Annotated in this window: 16 protein-coding genes and 1 pseudogene; 9 read left to right on the top strand and 8 right to left on the bottom strand. The window is 73.1% G+C overall.

Going from position 1 to position 19,536, the window contains the following annotated elements:
• Nucleotides 1–54 precede the first annotated feature (54 nt).
• The 3 genes and pseudogenes from DFJ68_RS05960 to gcvT all read right to left on the bottom strand — a co-directional run bounded on the left by DFJ68_RS05960 (nt 55) and on the right by gcvT (nt 4,026).
• Nucleotides 55–792 carry a VOC family protein gene (locus DFJ68_RS05960; RefSeq protein WP_121031845.1) on the bottom strand — a complete coding sequence of 246 codons (738 nt, stop codon included), beginning with the start codon at nt 790–792 and terminating at the stop codon, nt 55–57.
• Between the two features lie 531 nt (nt 793–1,323).
• Nucleotides 1,324–2,712: pseudogene (locus tag DFJ68_RS05955) on the bottom strand (amino acid permease); the annotation flags it as partial.
• A 204-nt stretch (nt 2,713–2,916) separates the two neighbouring features.
• Nucleotides 2,917–4,026 (bottom strand): glycine cleavage system aminomethyltransferase GcvT, encoded by a 1,110-nt coding sequence (gene gcvT / locus DFJ68_RS05950; protein ID WP_121031841.1) that lies wholly within the window; start codon nt 4,024–4,026, stop codon nt 2,917–2,919.
• A gap of 311 nt (nt 4,027–4,337) precedes the next feature.
• Here gcvT and DFJ68_RS05945 point away from each other — a divergent pair, with 311 nt between their 5' ends.
• The gene (locus DFJ68_RS05945) at nt 4,338–5,852 is read left to right on the top strand and encodes a leucyl aminopeptidase (protein ID WP_121035128.1); all 1,515 of its coding nucleotides are present in this window, start codon (nt 4,338–4,340) and stop codon (nt 5,850–5,852) included.
• Nucleotides 5,853–5,925: 73 nt separating this feature from the next.
• Here the strand turns inward: DFJ68_RS05945 and DFJ68_RS05940 are convergent, their stop codons facing one another.
• Nucleotides 5,926–6,111, bottom strand: coding sequence for a DUF5302 domain-containing protein (locus DFJ68_RS05940; RefSeq protein ID WP_121031839.1), 186 nt, complete (start codon nt 6,109–6,111; stop codon nt 5,926–5,928).
• 75 nt (nt 6,112–6,186) lie between these two features.
• Entirely contained in the window at nt 6,187–6,594 is a 408-nt protein-coding gene (locus tag DFJ68_RS05935) for a hypothetical protein (RefSeq protein ID WP_121031836.1), read from the bottom strand.
• Nucleotides 6,595–6,758: 164 nt separating this feature from the next.
• On the opposite strand from DFJ68_RS05935, the gene lpdA reads away from it, so the two are divergent.
• From lpdA to DFJ68_RS05920, 3 genes are all read left to right on the top strand, one after another.
• Complete coding sequence (lpdA, locus tag DFJ68_RS05930; protein ID WP_121031834.1) at nt 6,759–8,138, top strand: dihydrolipoyl dehydrogenase; 1,380 nt, start codon at nt 6,759–6,761, stop codon at nt 8,136–8,138.
• Nucleotides 8,139–8,169: 31 nt separating this feature from the next.
• Nucleotides 8,170–10,152 carry a 2-oxoglutarate dehydrogenase, E2 component, dihydrolipoamide succinyltransferase gene (gene sucB, locus DFJ68_RS05925; RefSeq protein WP_121031832.1) on the top strand — a complete coding sequence of 661 codons (1,983 nt, stop codon included), beginning with the start codon at nt 8,170–8,172 and terminating at the stop codon, nt 10,150–10,152.
• A gap of 94 nt (nt 10,153–10,246) precedes the next feature.
• Nucleotides 10,247–11,155, top strand: a complete 909-nt coding sequence (locus tag DFJ68_RS05920; protein WP_121031830.1) for a TIGR01777 family oxidoreductase — start codon at nt 10,247–10,249, stop codon at nt 11,153–11,155.
• On the opposite strand, the gene DFJ68_RS05915 is transcribed toward DFJ68_RS05920, so the two are convergent.
• Together DFJ68_RS05915 and DFJ68_RS05910 are read right to left on the bottom strand one after the other, a co-directional pair.
• Nucleotides 11,133–12,785 (bottom strand): serine/threonine-protein kinase, encoded by a 1,653-nt coding sequence (locus DFJ68_RS05915; protein ID WP_121031828.1) that lies wholly within the window; start codon nt 12,783–12,785, stop codon nt 11,133–11,135. The two genes, DFJ68_RS05920 and DFJ68_RS05915, sit on opposite strands and share 23 nt — an antisense overlap.
• A 121-nt stretch (nt 12,786–12,906) precedes the next feature.
• On the bottom strand, nt 12,907–13,974 hold the full coding sequence (locus tag DFJ68_RS05910) for a Gfo/Idh/MocA family protein (protein ID WP_121031826.1): 1,068 nt from the start codon (nt 13,972–13,974) through the stop codon (nt 12,907–12,909).
• A 63-nt stretch (nt 13,975–14,037) separates the two neighbouring features.
• On the opposite strand from DFJ68_RS05910, the gene lipB reads away from it, so the two are divergent.
• The 5 genes from lipB (at nt 14,038) to DFJ68_RS05885 (ending at nt 18,743) form a co-directional block, all read left to right on the top strand.
• The gene (gene lipB / locus DFJ68_RS05905) at nt 14,038–14,706 is read left to right on the top strand and encodes a lipoyl(octanoyl) transferase LipB (protein ID WP_121035127.1); all 669 of its coding nucleotides are present in this window, start codon (nt 14,038–14,040) and stop codon (nt 14,704–14,706) included.
• A gap of 99 nt (nt 14,707–14,805) precedes the next feature.
• On the top strand, nt 14,806–15,780 hold the full coding sequence (locus DFJ68_RS05900; RefSeq protein ID WP_121031824.1) for an ABC transporter ATP-binding protein: 975 nt from the start codon (nt 14,806–14,808) through the stop codon (nt 15,778–15,780).
• Entirely contained in the window at nt 15,777–16,853 is a 1,077-nt protein-coding gene (locus tag DFJ68_RS05895) for an ABC transporter permease subunit (RefSeq protein WP_121031822.1), read from the top strand. The genes DFJ68_RS05900 and DFJ68_RS05895 overlap by 4 nt, the downstream gene beginning before the upstream one ends.
• 112 nt (nt 16,854–16,965) lie before the next feature.
• On the top strand, nt 16,966–17,991 hold the full coding sequence (lipA, locus tag DFJ68_RS05890) for a lipoyl synthase (protein ID WP_121031820.1): 1,026 nt from the start codon (nt 16,966–16,968) through the stop codon (nt 17,989–17,991).
• A gap of 5 nt (nt 17,992–17,996) precedes the next feature.
• Entirely contained in the window at nt 17,997–18,743 is a 747-nt protein-coding gene (locus tag DFJ68_RS05885) for a DUF4191 domain-containing protein (RefSeq protein WP_121031818.1), read from the top strand.
• Nucleotides 18,744–18,850: 107 nt separating this feature from the next.
• Here the strand turns inward: DFJ68_RS05885 and DFJ68_RS05880 are convergent, their stop codons facing one another.
• Nucleotides 18,851–19,333, bottom strand: coding sequence for an RDD family protein (locus tag DFJ68_RS05880; protein ID WP_121031816.1), 483 nt, complete (start codon nt 19,331–19,333; stop codon nt 18,851–18,853).
• Nucleotides 19,334–19,536: the final 203 nt, after the last annotated feature.

Here is a 19,536-nt window from a genome sequence, read left to right as displayed (position 1 = left end):
GGGGTGGCCCCGGGGTGGCCCCGGGGTGGCCCGGGAGACGGTCCCGTCGGTGCGTCAGTCGTCGTGCGGCGGGCGCAGCCAGAGCTCGTTGCCGTCGGGGTCGCACATCGGCACCGCTCCGCCCGACCCGCGGGCCCCGGACGGCCCGTCGTCCGCGCGGGTGCCGCCGAGCTGCAGCAGCCGGTCGACCTCGTCGACGAGGCGGCCCCCGGGCGACACCTCGAGGGTCAGCTGCAGCCGGTTCGGCCCCTGCTTGGGCGCGACCGGCTCGCCACCCCAGGTGATCTTCGGCCCGCCGTCGGGGTGCTGGACCGCCGTCTCGTCGTCCTGGTCCCACACGAGCGGCCAGCCGAGGGCGCCGCTCCAGAACACGCCCGTCGCGCGCGACCCGCTGCCGGCCAACGCGCCGACCGCACCGGTCCCGGCGAGGAAGGCGTTCCACGACTCGATGACGCAGAACTCGTTGCCCTCCGGGTCGGCGAGCACGACGTGGTCGGCGTCGGGGCCCTGGCCCACGTCGAGGTGGGTCGCGCCGCCGGCGAGGGCACGGTCGACGAGCTCGCGCTGGTGCTCGGGCGACCTGCTCGTGAGGTCGAGGTGGGTGCGGTCGAGACCGCGCTTCGGCTCCTCACGCACCTCGAAGTGCAACGGCAGGTCGAGCCCGTGGGCCGACACCGCCGCGACACTCCAGCCGCCCCGCGACACCGACCAGCCCAGCAGCCCGGCCCAGAAACGCGCCTGCGCCTCGGGGTCGCGTGCCGCGACGACGATCTCCGTGACCTGCAGACCCACGTCGGCCTCCCTCGGTGTCGGGCCGCCCAGCGCAGATGCCGGGGCCCGCCGTTCACGGTAGGCCCCGGCATCCGTGCGGTGCCAACTTTTTTCGGGCTATCCGGTGGCGACCACGCTCTCGGCGACGACGTGCGTGACCGGCACGTCGTACTCGGCGCGGGCGCGGTCGACGACGTCGTTGCGCAACCACACCGAGCGGTCGGGCGGCAGGGTCGACACGACGATGCGGTCGGGGTCGAACCGGTCGAAGGCGTCGGCGAGGGCGGTCAGCGGGCGGTAGTCACCGAGCTCGCCCTCGGCCGTGAGACCGGCCTCACGCAACGAGCCGAGCGTGTAGTCGAGCCGCTGCTGGGCGGCCGCGGTGGTGGCCTCCCAGAGGTAGACGGCGCCCTTCGTCTCGGCCTGGCCGGTGTCCACCGGGTTGGCCGGGACGCAGACGAAGTACTCCGCCGAGCCTGCGGCGTCGATGCGGCGCAGCTCGTCGCGCAGCTCGGTGGCGTCGACCGTCTGGTTGGCGAGCACGAGGACCCGGGTGGCACTCCCGGTGGGGGCGTCGACAGCGCGCTCACCGGCATCCACCGACCCGCCGCGGGCCTTGGTGACGAGGTAGAACGCGATGACGATGGCCCACGCCAGCAGGCTCAGCCACAGCTGGGGCGCGGTGCTCTGGGTGAGGCCCATCTGCACGAGCACCGCGAGGATGCCGACGATGGTGAGGATCGACAGCGCCGGGAAGAGCCACATCTTGACCGTCAGCGTCGAGCTGTCGGTGCGCCGACGCAGGATGACCTGCGAGACGCAGATGAGCAGGTAGACGAAGAGGATGATCGCGCCCGAGCTGTTGAGCAGGAAGAGGAAGACGCCGTCCTCGGAGATGGCCGCGGCGATGACGCAGAGAAAGCCGATGATCGAGCTGAAGAGGATGGCGTTGCGCGGCACGCCCTTCTCGGTGACGCGGATGAGCTGCACGGGCGCCTCGCGGCGCGCGGCGAGCACGAAGAGCATGCGCGAGGCCGTGTAGAGGCCGGAGTTGAGGCACGACAGCACGGCCGTCAGCACGACGGCGTTCATGATGTGGTCGGCGGCGGGGATGCCCATCTGCTTGAACGCGGCGACGTAGGGCGAGGCGCCGAGCTCGTTGTCGTTCCACGGGAGGATGACCGCGAGCAGGAAGATCGAGCCGACGAAGAAGATGGCGATGCGCGCGATGACGGAGTTCGTCGCCTTGGCGATCGACTTCTCGGGGTTCGACGACTCGGCGGCCGCGATGGTGGCGATCTCGGCGCCGACCATCGAGAAGATGACGACGACGATGGCCGAGAACACCGCCCCGGTGCCGTTCGGCATGAACCCGCCCTGGGCCGTGAGGTTGCTGAAGTCGGCGCTCTTGTCGGGCCACAGCCCGAAGATGTAGAACGCGCCGAGAACCAGGAACAGGACGATGGCCCCGACCTTGATGCCGGCGAACCAGAACTCGAACTCGCCGAACGACTTGACCGAGAACAGGTTCGTCGCCGTCATGAGCAGCATGAGGCCGAGCGACAGCAGCCACAGCGGCGCGCTGAACCAGTAGGTGAGGACCTTGGCGCCCGCGACGGCCTCGAAGCCGACGACGATGACCCAGAAGTACCAGTAGAGCCAGCCGGCGGAGAACCCCGCCCAGCCGCCCAGCGCCTTGCGGGCGTAGTCGGCGAAGGACCCGGTCGACGGGTTGGCCGTCGCCATCTCGCCGAGCATGCGCATCACCATGATGATGAGCACGCCCGTGACGGCGTAGCTGATGAACGCGGCCGGCCCGGCCGAGTTGATGACGACGCCGGAGCCCACGAAGAGGCCCGCGCCGATGACGCCGCCGATCGCGATCATCGTCAGGTGACGCTGCTTGAGCCCCTTGTGCAGCTCGTTCGGAGGTGCGCCCATGGCCAGACCTTCCACGCGGTCCGCGGCCGGAGGGGATGCCCGGATGCCGTCGGACGACCCCCGTGCGGAGGGGGTCGGGGTCAGCCTCCCACCGCCGGGCCGTCACGGCGCGGCGGCGCGTCGAGTGATGGCGCGTCGCCTGATGGCGTGGCGGTCGGCCTGCCCGGTGGGTGGTCGGCCGGTGGGGTGTCGGACGGTGGCCGATCAGGCCTGGCGGGTCTGCGTCTGCACGAACGGCGGCTTGACGACCGTGGCGGGCAGGCTGCGTCCGCGCACGTCGATCTCGACGGTCTCGCCGTCGGCGACCTCGGGGGCGAGCATGGCGAGCGCGATGCCCTGGCGCAGCGTCGGCGAGAACGTCCCCGACGTCACCTCCCCCACGGTCGCGCCGTCGCGGGTGACGCCGCAGTGGGCGCGCGGGATGCCGCGACCGGTGACGAGCAGGCCGCGCATGAGCCGGGTCGGGGCGGCCTTCTCGGCGACGAGGGCCTCCTTGCCCCAGAAGGTGTCCTTCTTCCAGCCGACGGCCCAGCCGCTGCGTGCCTGCACCGGCGAGATCTCGAGCGAGAGGTCCTGGCCGTGCAGGGGGTAGCCCATCTCGGTGCGCAGGGTGTCGCGGGCGCCGAGACCGCACGGGATGCCGCCCTGGTCGGCGGCCGCAGACACGAGGGCGTCCCAGAGCGCGGGCGCGTCGTCCCACCTCGGCACGAGCTCGTAGCCGCGCTCGCCGGTGTACCCGGTGCGGCAGACGATGACCGGGGCGCCCTGCCAGTCGGCCTCGACGAACGACATGTAGTCGTGGCCGGTGGGCAGCCCGAGCGCCTGCAGCACCTCGTCGCTGCGCGGGCCCTGCACGGCGACGACGCCGAAGTCCTGGTGCCGGCCCGTCACCTCGACCCCGTCAGGCGCGGCGGCCTTCAGGCGGCGCACGACCTCGGCCGTGTTGGCGGCGTTGGGGATGAGGAAGACGTCGTCGTCGGCCCGCAGGTAGGCGATGAGGTCGTCGACGACGCCACCGCTCTCGTCGCAGCAGAGGGTGTACTGGGCCGAGCCGGGGGCGATGCGCCGCAGGTCGTTGGTGAGGCAGGCGTTGACGAACTCGGCCGCGCCCGCACCCGTGACGGAGGCCTTGCCGAGGTGGCTGACGTCGAAGATGCCTACGCGCTCGCGCACCGCGGTGTGCTCGGCCACGACCCCACCGCCGGGGTACTCGATCGGCATCTCCCAGCCGCCGAAGTCGGCCATCTTCGCGCCGAGCGCGACGTGGCGGTCGTGCAGCGGTGACAGCAGGGGCGACGACGGCGCTGAGGTCATGGCGGTCAACCTATCGCGGCCCCCGCGCGCGCCCGCCGAGCCCTCACGGCACCCGTCGAGAGGCCACGTCGCGGCACCCCCCCCACCCGTCGAGAGGCCACTTGCCGACGCAGCGAGCCGGCAGGAAGTGGCCACTCGACGGGGACACTGCGCGCAAGGGGACAGGAAGTGGCCACTTGACGGCGAGAGTCGGCCGGGGCCGGTGGCGGCGAGCCGTCGGCAGGGCCCTCGTTATAGTCGAGCGCCGCCACCCGCGGCCGGCACGGTCGTCGACGAGCGTGCTCGCGTACCTGCCTCTGAGGAGCACCTTCGTGGTCAACCTGACCCTCTCGACCCGCTCGGCCGCCGACGCGTCGGGCGACGCCCTCGTCGTCGCCCTCGTCGCGGCCGCCTCGCGCGCCACGGCCGCCAAGCGCGACGACGCGGCGAGCGCCGACGTGGCCACGGCCACCCTCGCCCCCGGCCACGGCCTCCCCCGCAAGGCCGTCTCGCACCTCACGTCGGCCATCGCCGACCTCGAGCTCAAGGGCTCCGTCGGCGAGCTGACCCGGCTCAACGCCGTGCCCGGCGTCTCCAGCCGCCTCGTGCTGCTCGCCGGCATCGGCGAGGCCCCCGTCGAGGGCGGCGACCTCGAGGACCTCCGCAAGGGCCTGGGCGCCGCGGTGCGCTCGCTCCCCCGCAAGAAGGTCACCGTCGTCGTGCCCGGCTCGAGCACCGCGCTCGCCGCCGCCACGGCCGAAGGGGTCGCCCTCGGTGCCTACGCCCCCGCCAAGGCCGGTGCCACGAGCACTGACGTCGTGGAGTCGGTGGCGATCGTCGGACCCGGCGACGCGGCATCCCGCAAGGCCGTCAAGCGCGCCGTCGCGCTCGGCGAGGCGGTCGCCTACTGCCGCGACCTCGTCAACCTGCCGCCGAACCTGCTCTACCCCGAGACCTTCGTCGACTCGCTGGCCGAGCGGGTCAAGGGCACGAAGGTCAAGCTCAAGAGCTACGACATGAAGGCGCTGCGCGCGGGCGGCTTCGGCGGCACCGTGGGCGTCGGGCAGGGCTCGGTCAACGACCCCCGCATCGCCGTGCTCAGCTACTCCCCCTCGCGTCCGAAGGCGAAGATCGCGTTCGTCGGCAAGGGCATCACCTTCGACTCCGGTGGCCTGTGCATCAAGCCGGCCACCGGGATGCTGACGATGAAGTGCGACATGGCCGGGGCGGCCGCCGTCGCCGCGGCCGTGCTCGCGGTCGCCGAGCTGGGCCTGCCCGTCGCCGTGACCGGCTACCTCGGCCTCGCCGAGAACATGCCGAGCGCCTCGGCGCAGCGCCCGAGCGACGTCGTGACGATGCGCGGCGGCACGACCGTCGAGGTGCTCAACACCGACGCCGAGGGCCGCATGGTGCTCGGTGACTGCATCGCCCTCGCCTCGGAGGAGTCGCCAGACGCCATCGTCGACGTCGCCACCCTCACCGGCGCGCAGGTCATCGCCCTCGCCAACACCGCGGCGGTCATGGCCAACGACGACGCCTTCCGCGAGCGCGTCGTCGCCGCCTCGGCGACGGTCGGCGAGGCCACCTGGCCCATGCCGCTGCCGAAGGAGCTGCGCCCCAGCCTCGAGTCGATCAACGCCGACCTCGCCCACAAGGGCGGGTCCGAGGGCGGCATGCTCACCGCCGGCATCTTCCTGTCGGAGTTCGTCGGCGAGGGCATCCCGTGGAGCCACATCGACATCGCCGGGCCGGCCTTCAACGACAAGGGCGCCACCGGCTACTGGCCCAAGGGCGGCACCGGCTTCGGCGTGCGCACCCTCGTCGGCCTCGCCGAGTCGTACGCCTGACCCGTCGCACCCGCACGCACGAAGGGCCAGGACGCCTCGCGTCCTGGCCCTTCGCGTGTGCTCTGACGGGCGGTCAGCCGCCGCTCTTGCGGCGGAACATCTGCTGCGACTTGGCGGGCCCGTGGGCGCCGTGCACCTTCGAGCGGTCGCCGTCGTCGGAGACGTCCTTACCACCGTGCGCGTGCTTCTTGTCGAGCGCGGCGCGGAACTTCGCCTTCATCTCCTCGCTCGGGCCGGATGCTGCGTCGTTGCCGGTCATCGGAAACCTCCTGTGTGGTCGGCGGGGTGCTCCCACCCTTGCAGGCGGGCCCCCATGGGTACCAGTGCTTTGTGGTCAGGCCTCGTTGCGACGGCGCAGCGGGTTGCCCCGCCCCTGCGCCCTGGCCTGCGCGCGCTGGTCGTCGCGGCGCTTGCGCGAGTTGTACTCCCGCATCCGGTTGGGGTACCCGGTCTGGTTGACGTCGTAGGCGGGCACGCCGAGCTTCTTGCTCAGCGCGAAGGCGTCCTGCGGGGTGCCGACGGCACGTCGGGTCCACTCGCCGTCCCACGCGATGAGCACCACCGTCGTCGTCGTGACGCTCGTGGCCGGCTCGACGTACGCCTCGACACCCTCGCGGGTGTCGACGAACTCGCGGAAGTGCTCGACGACCGCCTTGCGGTCGATCTCCATCTGCGGACCGTCCGACCGCAGTGGTGCGGTGCGTCCGAGCCCGCGGCTCTTGGTGCGCGAGAACCAGCCCATGAGCGAACTGTACGTGGCGCGACCATGGGAACCGCCTCACTCCCGGCAGGTCGCAGGCCCACCGGCCCGTGCGACGACCTGCCTGTACCCGCCACGACGATCAATGACAAGATGCTCCTTGCCGTGAGCCCACCCCCTCGCACCGCCTGAAGGAGCCCCATCACATGTCGGCCGATGCCGCAGACGATCTCGACGTCGTCATCCTCGGTGGCGGGTCCGGCGGGTACGCCTGCGCGTTGCGGGCGGCCGAGCTCGGGCTGAAGGTCGCGCTGGTCGAGAAGGGCCGCCTCGGCGGCACCTGCCTGCACGTCGGCTGCATCCCGACGAAGGCCCTGCTGCACGCGGCCGAGGTCGCCGACGTCGCCCGCCACGGCGAGCAGTTCGGGGTGCGCAGCACGCTCGAGGGCGTCGACATGCCCCGCGTGAACGCCTACAAGGACGGCGTCGTCGCCCGCCTCTACAAGGGGCTGCAGGGCCTGGTGAAGGCCGCGAAGATCGACTACGTCGAGGGTGAGGGGCGCCTCGACGGGCCCGGCGCCGTCGTCGTCGGCGACCGCCGCCTCACCGCCCGCAACGTCGTCCTCGCCACCGGCAGCCAGCCGCGCAGCCTCCCCGGGCTCGACATCGGCGGGCGCATCATGACGAGCGAGCAGGCGCTCGCCATCGACCACGTGCCCGACCGGGTCGTCGTACTCGGCGGCGGCGTCATCGGCGTCGAGTTCGCCTCCGTCTTCGCGAGCTTCGGCTCCGCGGTCACCGTCGTCGAGGCCCTGCCCCGGCTCGTGGCCGCCGAGGACGAGGCGCTGTCGAAGCAGCTCGAGCGTGCCTTCCGCAAGCGGAAGATCACCGTGCGCACCGGAGCCCGCTTCGCCTCGGCGACCCAGGACGCCGACACCGTCACCGTGACGCTCGAGTCGGGCGACACCCTCGAGGCCGAGCTGCTGCTCGTCGCCGTCGGCCGAGGACCGGTCACCGCCGGGCTCGGCTACGAGGAGGCGGGCGTCCCGCTCGACCGGGGCTTCGTGCCGACCGACGAGCGGCTGCGCACGGGCGTCCCCGGGGTCTACGCCGTCGGCGACATCGTGCCCGGGCTGCAGCTGGCCCACCGCGGCTTCGCGCAGGGCATCTTCGTGGCCGAGCAGATCGCGGGCCTCGAGCCGACCCCGATCGACGAGACCGGCATCCCGCGGGTGACGTACTGCGACCCGGAGGTGGCCAGCGTCGGCCTCACCGAGGCGCAGGCGCGCGAGGTGCACGGCGACGTGCAGACGTACGAGTACAACCTCGGCGGCAACGGCAAGTCACAGATCCTCGGCACGCAGGGCTTCGTCAAGGTCGTCCGCGTCGCAGACGGCCCCGTCGTCGGGGTGCACATGGTCGGGGCGCGCATGGGTGAGCAGATCGGCGAGGGCCAGCTCATCGTCAACTGGGAGGCCTTCCCCGAGGACGTCGCCGCCCTCGTGCACGCGCACCCCACGCAGAACGAGTCACTCGGAGAGGCGCACCTGGCCCTGGCCGGCAAGCCCCTCCACGCACACGCTTGAGCCAGAAACTGGGAAGAGGAGAGAACACGTCATGTCAGAACGCGTGACCATGCCGGCCCTGGGTGAGTCAGTCACCGAGGGGACCGTCACCCGCTGGCTGAAGAACGTCGGTGACCAGGTGGAGGTCGACGAGCCGCTGCTCGAGGTCTCGACGGACAAGGTCGACACCGAGATCCCGTCCCCCGTGGCGGGCACCCTTCAGGAGATCCTCGCCCAGGAGGACGACACCGTGCCCGTGGGCGCCGACCTCGCCGTCATCGGCGACGGTGCCGCCCCGTCGGGCAGCGGGTCCGACGACGCCGGGCAGGATGCCGGTGGGTCGGCCTCGCAGGACGCGCAGGACGAGCCCAAGGACGACACCCCCGCCGAGGCGCCCAGCACCGAGGCCGAGCCCGAGGTGGGCACGAGCGAGCCCGAGACCGAGCAGGCGAGCCCCGGCCCGAAGCCGGCCTCCGGCGGTGCCGACACCGGCGAGACGGTCACGATGCCTGCCCTCGGCGAGAGCGTCACGGAGGGCACCGTCACGCGGTGGCTCAAGAGCGAGGGCGACGACGTCGAGGTCGACGAGCCGCTGCTCGAGGTCTCGACCGACAAGGTCGACACCGAGATCCCCTCACCGGTCGCGGGCACGCTGACCAAGATCCTGGCCCAGGAGGACGAGACCGTCCCCGTCGGCGGCGAGCTCGCCGTCATCGGCGGCAGCCAGGGCGACGTCGAGCCGGCCGGCAACACGCCCGACGAGCACGTCCCCGCGCAGCAGTCGCCCGAGGCCCCGGAGCCTGCGCAGAGCGCCCCCGCCCCGCAGCAGCAGGAGCAGGCCTCGACGCCGGCGGCCGCCCAGGCCTCCGCCGGCACCGACGCGCCGGCCCAGGCGAAGCCCGAGGAGGCGACCGACGCCGCCACCGGTCAGTCACAGGCCGACGCCGAGGGGGCCGGCAAGCCCCCGGCCCAGCCGCAGGGCTCGAGCTCGGACGACTCGTCGGCGACGACGAGCGGCTCCGCCACCTCGTCCTCGACGGCGTCGAGCAACGACTCGGCGGCCTACGTCACGCCCCTCGTGCGCAAGCTGGCGACGCAGCACGGCATCGAGCTCTCGTCCGTGACGGGCACGGGCGTCGGCGGCCGCATCCGCAAGCAGGACGTCCTCGACGCCGCCGAGGCGGCCAAGAAGGCGTCCGCGCCGGAGCCGGCCCAGCCCACGCAGCCGACCGCGTCCGCTCCCGCACCGTCGTCGCCGGCCGCGCCGTCGTCCCCCGCCTCGTCGGGTGGCGGTGCCCCGGCCGCGGCGGAGTCGCCGAAGCGCGGCACCCGCGAGAAGATGACGCGCCTGCGCAAGGTCATCGCCCAGCGCATGGTCGAGTCGCTCCAGGTGTCGGCGCAGCTGACGACCGTCGTCGAGGTCGACCTCACCAAGGTGGCCCGCCTCCGCGCCCGCGCGAAGTCGGACTTCGAGTCGCGTGAGGGCGTCAAGCTCAGCTTCCTGCCCTTCCTCGCGCTCGCCGCGACGGAGGCCCTCAAGGCGCACCCCAACGTCAACGCGAGCGTCGACGGCGAGGAGATCGTCTACCACGGCTCGGAGAACCTCTCGATCGCGGTCGACACCGAGAAGGGGCTCATCGTCCCCGTGGTCAAGAACGCCGGTGACCTCAACATCGCCGGGCTGGCCCGCGCCATCGCCGACGTGGCGGCGCGCACGCGCAGCAACAAGATCACCCCCGACGACCTCGCGGGTGGCACCTTCACCATCACGAACACCGGCAGCCGCGGCGCCCTGTTCGACACGCCGATCATCAACCAGCCGCAGGTGGCCATCCTCGGCACCGGAGCCATCGTCAAGCGTCCGGTCGTCGTGGCCGACGCCGACGGCGGCGAGACGATCGCCGTGCGCTCGATGATGTACCTCGCGCTGTCGTACGACCACCGCATCGTCGACGGGGCGGATGCCGCCCGCTTCCTCGGGACGATGAAGGCCCGCCTCGAGGAGGGCCGCTTCGAGGCCTCGCTCGGTCTCTGAGCACCGGGGCGGGGCCAGCGGGTAAGAGGTCGTCAGACTCTCCGGTGGCCCGCCCGGGCCACTCGGCTCCCCCGAACGAGAACAGGTAGGACTCATGGGCAAGCGCGTCGCCGTGACCGGATCGACCGGGTTGATCGGCGGCGCGCTCTGTCGTCACCTCGTCAGCCGCGGTGACAGCGTGGTGCGCCTCGTGCGCCGGCCCACCGAGGCGGCCGACGAGGTGCAGTGGGACCCGGCGTCGGGCTCGCTGGCCCCGGCCGCCCTCGACGGGGTCGACGCGGTCGTCAACCTCGCCGGTGTCGGCATCGGCGACAAGCGGTGGGACGACGAGTACAAGCGTGCCGTCGAGACCTCGCGTATCGACGCCACCGGCACCGTGGTGCGGGCCCTCACCGACCACCTCGAACGCACCGGCAACCGGGTGCGCCTCGTCAACGCCTCCGCCGTCGGCTTCTACGGGGACCGTGGCGACGAGGTGCTCACCGAGCGCAGCCCCGCCGGTGACGACTTCCTCGCCGGCCTCACCACCCGCTGGGAGGCGGCGACCGCGCCGGCCGCAGCCGCCGGCCTTGACGTGGCCTACGTGCGCACCGGCCTGGTCATGGCCCGCGGCGGCGGCGCCTTCAAGCCGCTGCTCCTGCTGGCCCGCCTCGGGCTCGGCGGTCCCCTCTCGTCGGGCGAGCAGTGGATGCCGTGGATCACCCTCCCCGACGAGGTGCGGGCCATCGTGCACCTCGTCGACCAGCCCGACGTGACGGGCCCGGTCAACCTCACCGGGCCGGCACCCGTGCGCCAGAAGGAGATGGCGAAGGTGCTCGGCCGCGCCGTCTCGCGCCCCGCCTTCGTCCCCGCGCCCCGCCTCGCACTGCGCGTCGTCGTCGGCGAGTTCGCCGACTCGATCCTCGCCAGCCAGCGGGTCATGCCCGACGTGCTGCGCGACTCCGGCTTCGTCTTCGAGCACGAGAGAGTCACCGACGCGGTCAGCTGGCTGACGGCGGGCTGACGGCCTCCACCCGCCAGCCCTCGGGCTGGCGCAGCAGGACGAGGTCGAGCGGTGTCCCGGGGTCGGCCGGGCGCAGTCTCGACACACCCGCGCGGTCGATCTCGAGGTAGGCGGGGAAGGACACCCGGGCCCGCACGACGACCCGGTCGGGGTCCGCTCGTCCGACGACGCGGGCCGACTGCACCTCGGGCACGAGGCCCGACCACCTCACCCGGGTGGAGCGCAGGCGCTCGACGACGGCGGCGTCCGCCTCCCACGCCGGTGAGCGGGGACGGCTCGCGGTCGCGAGCCGGTTCGGGTCACGCGCGGTCAGCGCCCGAGCCCGTCGGGTCGACAGCGCGAGCACGACGGCGGCAGGGTCGCGCACCGGTCCGGTGGCGTCCGTGAGCAGGGCGTCACCGGACCTCGTGCCCGCCTGCGGCGCCGTCGCGTCGGGGCCGGTCGACGGGCTGGTCGCACCTCCGGGCGCCCGGCTCGGAGGTGGAGACGGGCGGGCCTCCCCTTCCGTCGCCCCGGTGGGGCGCGCGTCGGCCGTGAGCACCCGCTGGAGCCCGACGCCGACGGCCAGGAGCAGCACCACCGCCGCAGCGACGAGGGCGACGCGCGCGACAAGGGGCCGCCCGTGAAAGCGCGACCGACCCGTGCGCCCGAGCACCCGCCGACCGACGGCCGACCCCAGACGCCCGGGGGCCGAGCCGAAAGCAGAGCCGAGGCGGCCGAGCCGTCCCCGCCGCGGGCCGGCGGGCGCCGGCGGCGGGTCCTGCGCGGCGTGGGCCCGGATGCGGTGGGTCAGCGCCGACGCGTCGTCGTCGTCGCCGAGTACCACCTCCACGGGTTCGGCCGCGGCGCAGTCGAACACGAGCCGCGCGAGCTCGGCCGCCGACGGGCGTCGCGTCGGGTCGGGGTCGATGCAGGCGGCGACGAGACCGGCGAGCTCGGGCCCGACGTGGCTTTCGACGACAGCTGGGTCGAGGCGGCCCACCGGGTCGGGGGCGCCGTTGCCGGTGACGCAGAACCAGGCGATCGCCCCGAGCGAGTAGACGTCGCTGCGGGGCCCGGGCGCCTCACCGCGACGCACCTCGGGGGCGGTGAACCCCGGCGTGCCGACGATCTCGCCCGGGCCGCCACCGACGAGGCGGGCCGCGCCCAGGTCGAGCAGGGTGGGCCGGCCGGTCGGACCCACCATGACGTTCGGGGCGGACACGTCACCGTGCACCCCGCCGGCCGCGTGCAGCGCGTCCACCGCCTGCGCGACGGGGGTGAGCACCGTGACGACCTCCCCCGGGCGCAGGTGACCGCGACGGCCGACGAGGGAGTCGAGGCGGGCCCCCCGGTGCAGGTCGAAGACGAGCGCCACCCGCCCGTCGGCGAGGACGACGACGTCACGCAGGCGCACGAGGTGGTCGTGCCGCACCGCCATGAGCACGTGCCGCTCGAGCGCCTCGTCGGGTGCCACCGCCGGGACGTCGTGGGGCACCTTGACCGCGACCGGGTGGCCGGCGGCGTCCTCCCCCGCCCAGACGGTGCTGCTCGCCCCCGTGCCGACGACATGCAGCAGCCGGTGGCCGGGCACGTGCGGCGGCCTCGGCCGGGCCGGTCGCGTCGGCGTCTCGTGGGGTGCGGTGGTCACCCACCGATCGTCACAGAACGCTGCGAGCCGCCGCCGGCGTCATCCACAGGCCCGCCGACGACGAGGCGTCGGCCGTCGCGGCACCTGGCGGCAAGTCACCGACGAACCGAGGTGACCGGCCTCAGGGCGCCTCGCCCGGCGTCATGACGTCGACGACGCGCCCGGCCCGCGCGCTCGTGCGGGCGGCGTCGATCACGGCCATGACGTGCACGGCGTCGCGGGGGTCGACCGGCATCCGGCCCTGAGGGTCGTCGGAGGACAGCGCGGCGGCCACGGCACGGTAGTAGTCGGCCTGGTCGGCGCCAGTGACGACCGGGCCCGGTTGCCGATCGTCGCCGCGCACGACCCAGCCGACGTGCTCGCCCTCGTTCTCGAACTCGCGGAACGACCCCACGTCGTCGTGCTGGCGACCGATGACGAAGGCGCCCGCCGACCCCGCCACCCGCGAGCGCGGCCCCGGCGCCCCGTTGACAGCACTGGCCATGAGGTGGGTGACGACGCCCGACTCGTGCCGGCAGGCGAGGAAGGTGTCGTCCTCCGCGACGGTCGTGCGCACCTCGAGCTCGGCGTAGACGGTGAGCACCCGGCCGTGCAGCACGACCGCCTGGTCGACGAGGTGGCTCTGCAGGTCGAGCAGCAGCCCGCCGCCCTCGGTCGCCGGCACCTGTTCGCGCCACCGCTGCTTCGGTACCGGACGCCAGCGGTCCCAGCGGTGCTCCGCCCTCCAGATCTCGCCGACCAGGCCCTCGTCGCGCACCCGCACGAGCGCGGCGTGCTCGGGGTCGAAGCGCCGGTTCATGAACACCGTCAGCGGCACGCCGGCCCGGCGGGCGGCGTCGACCACCTCGAGCGCCGCCGACGCGTCGGTCGCGAGCGGCTTGTCGACGACGAGCGGCAGCCCGGCCTCCACCACCCGCTCGGCCTGCCCCGCGTGCGCGCCGCTCGGCGACGCAAGCACGACGAGGTCGAGGCCGTCGACCCCGAGCAGGGCCTCGAGGTCGGGCACCACCTGCGCGTCGGGGTGCTCGTCACCGACCTGGGCCACCCGCTCGGGGTTCGCGGTCGCCACTACCGCCACGTGCAGCCCGGCGCGCACGAGCAGGGCGGCGTGGATGCCGCGGCCGGCCGAGCCGTAGCCGACGAGGCCGACGCGGAGGGGACGGGACGTGCTCACGGGGCTGACCGGCATCCGGCCAGCCAACCACGTCGCCGGGCCGACCGGATGCCGCGTGGCCCGGCGTACCCTGACCGCATGCGTTTCGTGCACCTCGGTCTCGCCCCCGACTACGTCGACTACGAGCAGGCCTGGCAGGTGCAGCGCGACACGCACGCCAAGGTCGTCTCGGGCGAGCAGCCCGACACCGTCTACCTGCTCGAGCACGCGCCGGTCTACACGGCGGGCAAGCGCACCGAGCCGCAGGAGCGCCCGAACGACGGCACCCCCGTCATCGACGTCGACCGCGGCGGCAAGATCACGTGGCACGGTCCCGGCCAGATCACCGGCTACCCCATCGTGCGGCTGCCCGCCCCGATCGACGTCGTCGGCTACGTGCGCCACCTCGAGGAGATGATGATCCGGGTCTGCGCCGACTTCGGCGTCGAGGCCGGCCGGGTCGCGGGCGAGAGCGGCACGTGGGTCGCGGCCGACGACCGCGGGCCGAGGCGCAAGATCGGCGCCATCGGCATCCGGGTGAGCCGTCAGGTCGCGATGCACGGCTTCGCCCTCAACTGCGACCCGGACCTGTCGTGGGGCGAGGTCATCATCCCCTGCGGCATCGTCGGCGCGGGGGTCACCTCGCTCTCGTTCGAGCTCGGCCGCGACGTGCCGGTCACCGAGGTGCTCCCCCATGTCGAGAAGCACCTCGCCGACATCCTGCCGACGCTGCGGCCCAACCGGCGCGCCGAGGTGCCCACGGGCTGAGCGCGCCCTAGGGTGACGCCACCGACCGACCCGCCACCCCGCGTCGACCCCGTGTCGACCTGCGTGGCGACGGGCCACCGCCGAGCGTCAGGGGCTCTCATGGACGTCGCCGTCCGCACCGTCGACCTCCGCAAGACCTACCTGGGTCGCGGCGGGCGACGGGCCGCCGTCGAGGGGCTCAGCCTCACCGTGCCGCACGGAGGGGTCCACGGCTTCCTCGGGCCCAACGGGTCGGGCAAGACGACGACGATCCGCATGCTGCTCGGGCTGGCCCGGCCCGACTCCGGCACCATCGAGGTGTTCGGCCGCGCGGTGCCGCGTGAGCTGCCGGCGGTCATCGACCGCGTCGGCGCCATCGTCGAGGCGCCGAAGTTCTTCCCGACGTTCTCGGCCGGCCAGAACCTGCGCCTGCTCGCGGCGGCCATCGGCGTCCCCGCCGGACGGGTCGACGAGGTGCTCGAGGCCACCCGCCTGTCCGACCGTGCCGGTGACCGCTACGCCGGCTTCTCGCTCGGCATGAAGCAACGGCTCGCCATCGCGGCGACGCTGCTCAAGGACCCCGACCTGCTCGTCTTCGACGAGCCGACCAACGGCCTCGACCCCGCCGGCATCCGCGAGGTGCGCGACACGATGCGCTCCCTCGGTGCCGAGGGCAAGACGGTGATCGTCAGCTCGCACATCCTCGCCGAGGTCGAGCAGGTGGCCGACACGGTGTCGATCATCGGGCACGGTCGGCTGCTCGCGGAGGGCACGGTGGCCGACATCCTCGGCGGCTCGGGCACGCCGCGGGTGCGCGTCGGCGTGCGCGACCACGACCGGGCCCGGCAGCTGCTCGAGGCCGACGGCCTCGCCGTGCAGACCGAGGGCGACGAGCTCGTCGTCGCCGTCGACGACCCCTCCCGGGTCACGCGCGTGCTCGCCGGCGGCGGTCTCTACGTCAGCTCCCTCGTGCCGGTGCGGGCCGACCTCGAGTCGGCGTTCCTCGCCCTGACGGCGGGCGAGGGTCTCGGCGGTGAGGCCGACCGGGCCGCAGGTGGCCGGATGCCGGGTGGCCGGGTCGAGGGGGCGGCATGAGCGACGACGTGGCGACGGAGGTCCGCCCGCGGGCCGAGACGCGCCCGCGCGGCACGACCTGGGTGGGGCTCGTGGGCGTCGAGCTGCGGCGGCTGTGGTGGCGGCGGCTGACGAAGGTCGTCCTGCTCGCCATTGTCGCCTTCGTCGGGCTCTCCATGCTGCAGATCTACGGCGAGACGAAGCCGTCGAACGTCGCGGCCCAGATCGACAGCTACAACGCCTACCTCCGCGACATGCAGTCCCAGGAAGCGGCGCTGACGCCGGCCCAGCGTGCCCAGCAGCTCGCGGAGTGCCGCGCGCAGGAGGCCCAGGCACGCCAGAACGACCCGAACATCGAGTTCGCGTGCGACGACTCGACGACCGCGACGCTGGCCGACTTCGGCGTCGTCGAGCCGGACCGAGAGTCGCTGGTCAGGAAGACGGCGCAGGCACTCGCCTACGTGCTGGGGTTCCTCGCCTTCCTGCTTGCGGCGAGCTTCGTCGCAGCGGAGCTCACCACCGGTGCCATGGGGAACTGGCTGACGTTCCAGCCTCGCAGGCTCCGGGTGGCATCGACCAAGCTCGCCGCGGCGACGCTGGCCGGTGCGGCGGTCGCCCTCGCCGGGATCGGGTTGACCGTGCTGGGGGTGGTCGGGGTCACGACCGTCAACCGGCCCGGGGAGACCCTTGATCTGCCCCCGGCCCCACCCGGCGACGGTCAGCCTCTGTCGCTCGTGCTGCTCCGGGTGCTCGCTGCGGTGGCGCTGGGCGGCCTCGGGGGTGCAGTGCTCGGGTTCATCACGCGCAGCACGGCCGCCGTCGTCGGCGTCGTCCTCGCCTACGTCGTGGTGATCGAGAGCTTCGTCGCCCCGGGCATGTTCGGGGGACGGCTGCAGCCGTGGTTCCTCCGCGTCAACATCGACGCCTTCCTCGAGAACGGCGCAATGTACAACGCGCAGGTCTGCGGTCCGAACAGCTGTCAGTACACGACTCTGACGCACAGCTTCACCCACAGCTGGGTGTACCTGCTCGCCGTCGCGGTCGTCGGGGTGGTCGCGGCCCTGCTCGTCTTCCGGCGTCGCGACGTCGGCTGAGCGGCATCCGTCGGGGGCCCGGTGACGCCCTCACGCGGGCGCGATGCGGTCGGTGTCGGTGGTGCGGCGTAAACTCGGCCGCAGCCGAGAACACCGACGAAGGAGCCATCTCGTGACTGTCGCCCCCGACGGCCGCCGCCTGCTGCGCGTCGAGGCGCGCAACGCCGAGACGCCGATCGAGCGCAAGCCGGAGTGGATCCGCACCACGGCCAAGATGGGCCCGGAGTTCACGGCCCTGCACTCGATGGTCAAGAGCGAAGGCCTGCACACGGTGTGCCAGGAGGCCGGCTGCCCCAACATCTTCGAGTGCTGGGAGGACCGCGAGGCCACCTTCCTCATCGGCGGTGACACGTGCACCCGGCGCTGCGACTTCTGCGACATCGCGACCGGTCGCCCCCAGGCCCTCGACCTCGACGAGCCGCGCCGCGTGGCCGAGTCGGTCGCCCGCATGGGCCTGCGCTACTCGACCGTCACGGGCGTGGCCCGCGACGACCAGCCCGACGGCGCCGCCGGCCTCTACGCCGAGACGATCCGCCAGATCCACCTGCTCAACCCCAACACCGGGGTCGAGATCCTGCCGCCCGACTTCGGTGCGGTGCCCGAGCTCGTGAGCCAGGTCTTCGACGCCCGCCCCGAGGTGTTCGCGCACAACCTCGAGACGGTGCCGCGCATCTTCAAGCGCATCCGCCCGGCCTTCACGTACGAGAAGTCGCTGCGGGTGCTCACCATGGCCCGCGAGGCCGAGCTCGTCACGAAGAGCAACCTCATCCTCGGCATGGGCGAGACCGACGCCGAGATCGAGGAGGCCATCGGCGACCTCCACCAGGCCGGGTGCGACATCCTCACGATCACGCAGTACCTGCGCCCCTCGAAGCTGCACCACCCCATCGACCGGTGGGTCAAGCCGGAGGAGTTCGTCCACTGGTCCGACGTCGCCGAGAACCTCGGGTTCAAGGGCGTCATGGCCGGCCCGCTCGTGCGCTCGTCGTACCGTGCCGGTCGGCTGTGGGCGACCGCGATGGGCAAGTGGGGTCGCCCGATCCCCGAGCACCTGGCCCACCTCGCCCAGGCCGCCGAGTCGCCCGCCCGCCAGGAGGCGGCGTCGTTGGTGGCCCGCACAGCCGCCGCCGTATCCTGATCCGCATGCCACGCAACCCGTTCGCCCGAAAGAAGGACGGCGAGGCCACCGCGCCCGCCGAGCAGAAGACCGGGCGCATCGCGCAGATCCGTCAGGTCTTCACGGTCTCGAAGCAGGTCGACCCCCTCATCGGGTGGTACATGCTCCTGGCGTTCCTCGTCACCTTCGGCGTGCTGCTGCTCATCGGCTTCCTCGTCAGCCTGCCCTGGATCTTCGGCATCTTCGGCGTGCTCTTCGGCATCCTCGCCGCGACGATCACGCTGAGCCGCCGGGCCGAGCGGGCGGCGTACACCCAGATCAACGGTCAGGCCGGTGCCGCCGGTGCGGCGCTGACCTCGATCCGCCGCGGCTGGTACACCGACCGCGAGCCCGTGGCCGCCGACGTGGCGCGCCCGGGTGACATCGCCTCGGCGGCCATGGTCTACCGCGCGCTCGGTCGGCCCGGCGTCGTCCTCGTCGGCGAGGGGCCCACCGGTCGCGTGCAGAAGCTGCTCGCTGCCGAGAAGAAGCGCGTCGAGCGCGTCGCCCCCGGCGTGCCCGTCACCGTCATGCGCGTCGGCGACGGCGAGGGCGAGGTGCCCCTGCAGAAGCTGTCGAGCAAGGTGCAGCGGCTGAAGCCGAAGATCACGAAGGACGAGATGTCCCTCGTCAACAAGCGGCTCAAGGCGCTCGGCGGCATGCGCGCCCCGCTGCCCGGAGGCGTCGACCCCAGCCGTGCTCGCATGGACCGCAAGGCCCTCCGCGGCCGCTGACCCTCCCCGTCGAGAGGCCACTCCCCGTCGGCACCCCCGTGGAGGATCGTCACCGTCAGGACGACGCAAATCCTCCACGGCCCCACCACAAACGCGGGACCGTCAGGTCAGCGGGTGCGGACGATGACGGTGTTGGGGATCTTGTCGTGCAGTCCGCGGCCGTCGCGGTCCCAGATGACGGCCGGGACGAAGATGCACAGCAGCACCGTGCGGGCCAGGGCCTGCAGCGGCATGACGCGCCCGGTCCCCGAGAGCGACCGGACCTGGAGCCCCATGACGCGGTGGCCGATGGTGAAGCCGAGCGTGCCGACGAGCAGCAGGGTGATGACTCCGAACACCCCGAGCGTGATGAAGGAGTCGGCCCCCGAGGTGTGCTGCGCCGTGAACGGCAGCGGCACCCGAAACAGGCCGCTCGCGATGAACAGGGCCACGACCCAGTCGATGAGCACGGCCACGAGCCGGATGCCGAACCCGGCGATCGACCCCGGCCCCCGTTCGGGCAACCCGAGCTGCTCCCCCGGCCACCTGCCGGGCGTCGTCCTCGCCCGGGGGCCCTCGAGCCAGCTTCCGAAGTCTCTGCGGTCGACCACGGTCCCAGCCAACCACGCGACCGGGCCGACGACGTAACCCGGCGACCCGGCATCCGGGCCGGCGTGAGGCGTCTCACCTCCGCCGCGGCCCCTCCGGGTTAACACCGGCGAAACATGGGGGTCACGGCCGAGTAATGGCACCTGCGTAGGGTCGGGACCGACAACACGGGGTCGTGGTCCGCTTTTCGACGTGCTCGAGGGCG

The sequence above is a fragment of the Terracoccus luteus genome, from assembly GCF_003635045.1.
Taxonomy (GTDB): Bacteria; Actinomycetota; Actinomycetes; order Actinomycetales; family Dermatophilaceae; genus Terracoccus; species Terracoccus luteus.
The sequence above is the reverse complement of the archived record's forward strand: the minus strand, read 5'-3'. Positions and strand labels throughout refer to the sequence as shown.

Coding starts and splice junctions, on each gene's coding strand:
- lpdA (WP_121031834.1), top strand. CDS start 6,759: ATGTCGGCCGATGCCGCAGACGATCTCGACGTCGTCATCCTCGGTGGC.
- DFJ68_RS05920 (WP_121031830.1), top strand. CDS start 10,247: ATGGGCAAGCGCGTCGCCGTGACCGGATCGACCGGGTTGATCGGCGGC.
- DFJ68_RS05935 (WP_121031836.1), bottom strand. CDS start 6,594: ATGGGCTGGTTCTCGCGCACCAAGAGCCGCGGGCTCGGACGCACCGCA.
- DFJ68_RS05895 (WP_121031822.1), top strand. CDS start 15,777: ATGAGCGACGACGTGGCGACGGAGGTCCGCCCGCGGGCCGAGACGCGC.
- DFJ68_RS05885 (WP_121031818.1), top strand. CDS start 17,997: ATGCCACGCAACCCGTTCGCCCGAAAGAAGGACGGCGAGGCCACCGCG.
- gcvT (WP_121031841.1), bottom strand. CDS start 4,026: ATGACCTCAGCGCCGTCGTCGCCCCTGCTGTCACCGCTGCACGACCGC.
- DFJ68_RS05940 (WP_121031839.1), bottom strand. CDS start 6,111: ATGACCGGCAACGACGCAGCATCCGGCCCGAGCGAGGAGATGAAGGCG.
- DFJ68_RS05900 (WP_121031824.1), top strand. CDS start 14,806: ATGGACGTCGCCGTCCGCACCGTCGACCTCCGCAAGACCTACCTGGGT.
- lipB (WP_121035127.1), top strand. CDS start 14,038: ATGCGTTTCGTGCACCTCGGTCTCGCCCCCGACTACGTCGACTACGAG.
- DFJ68_RS05910 (WP_121031826.1), bottom strand. CDS start 13,974: ATGCCGGTCAGCCCCGTGAGCACGTCCCGTCCCCTCCGCGTCGGCCTC.
- sucB (WP_121031832.1), top strand. CDS start 8,170: ATGTCAGAACGCGTGACCATGCCGGCCCTGGGTGAGTCAGTCACCGAG.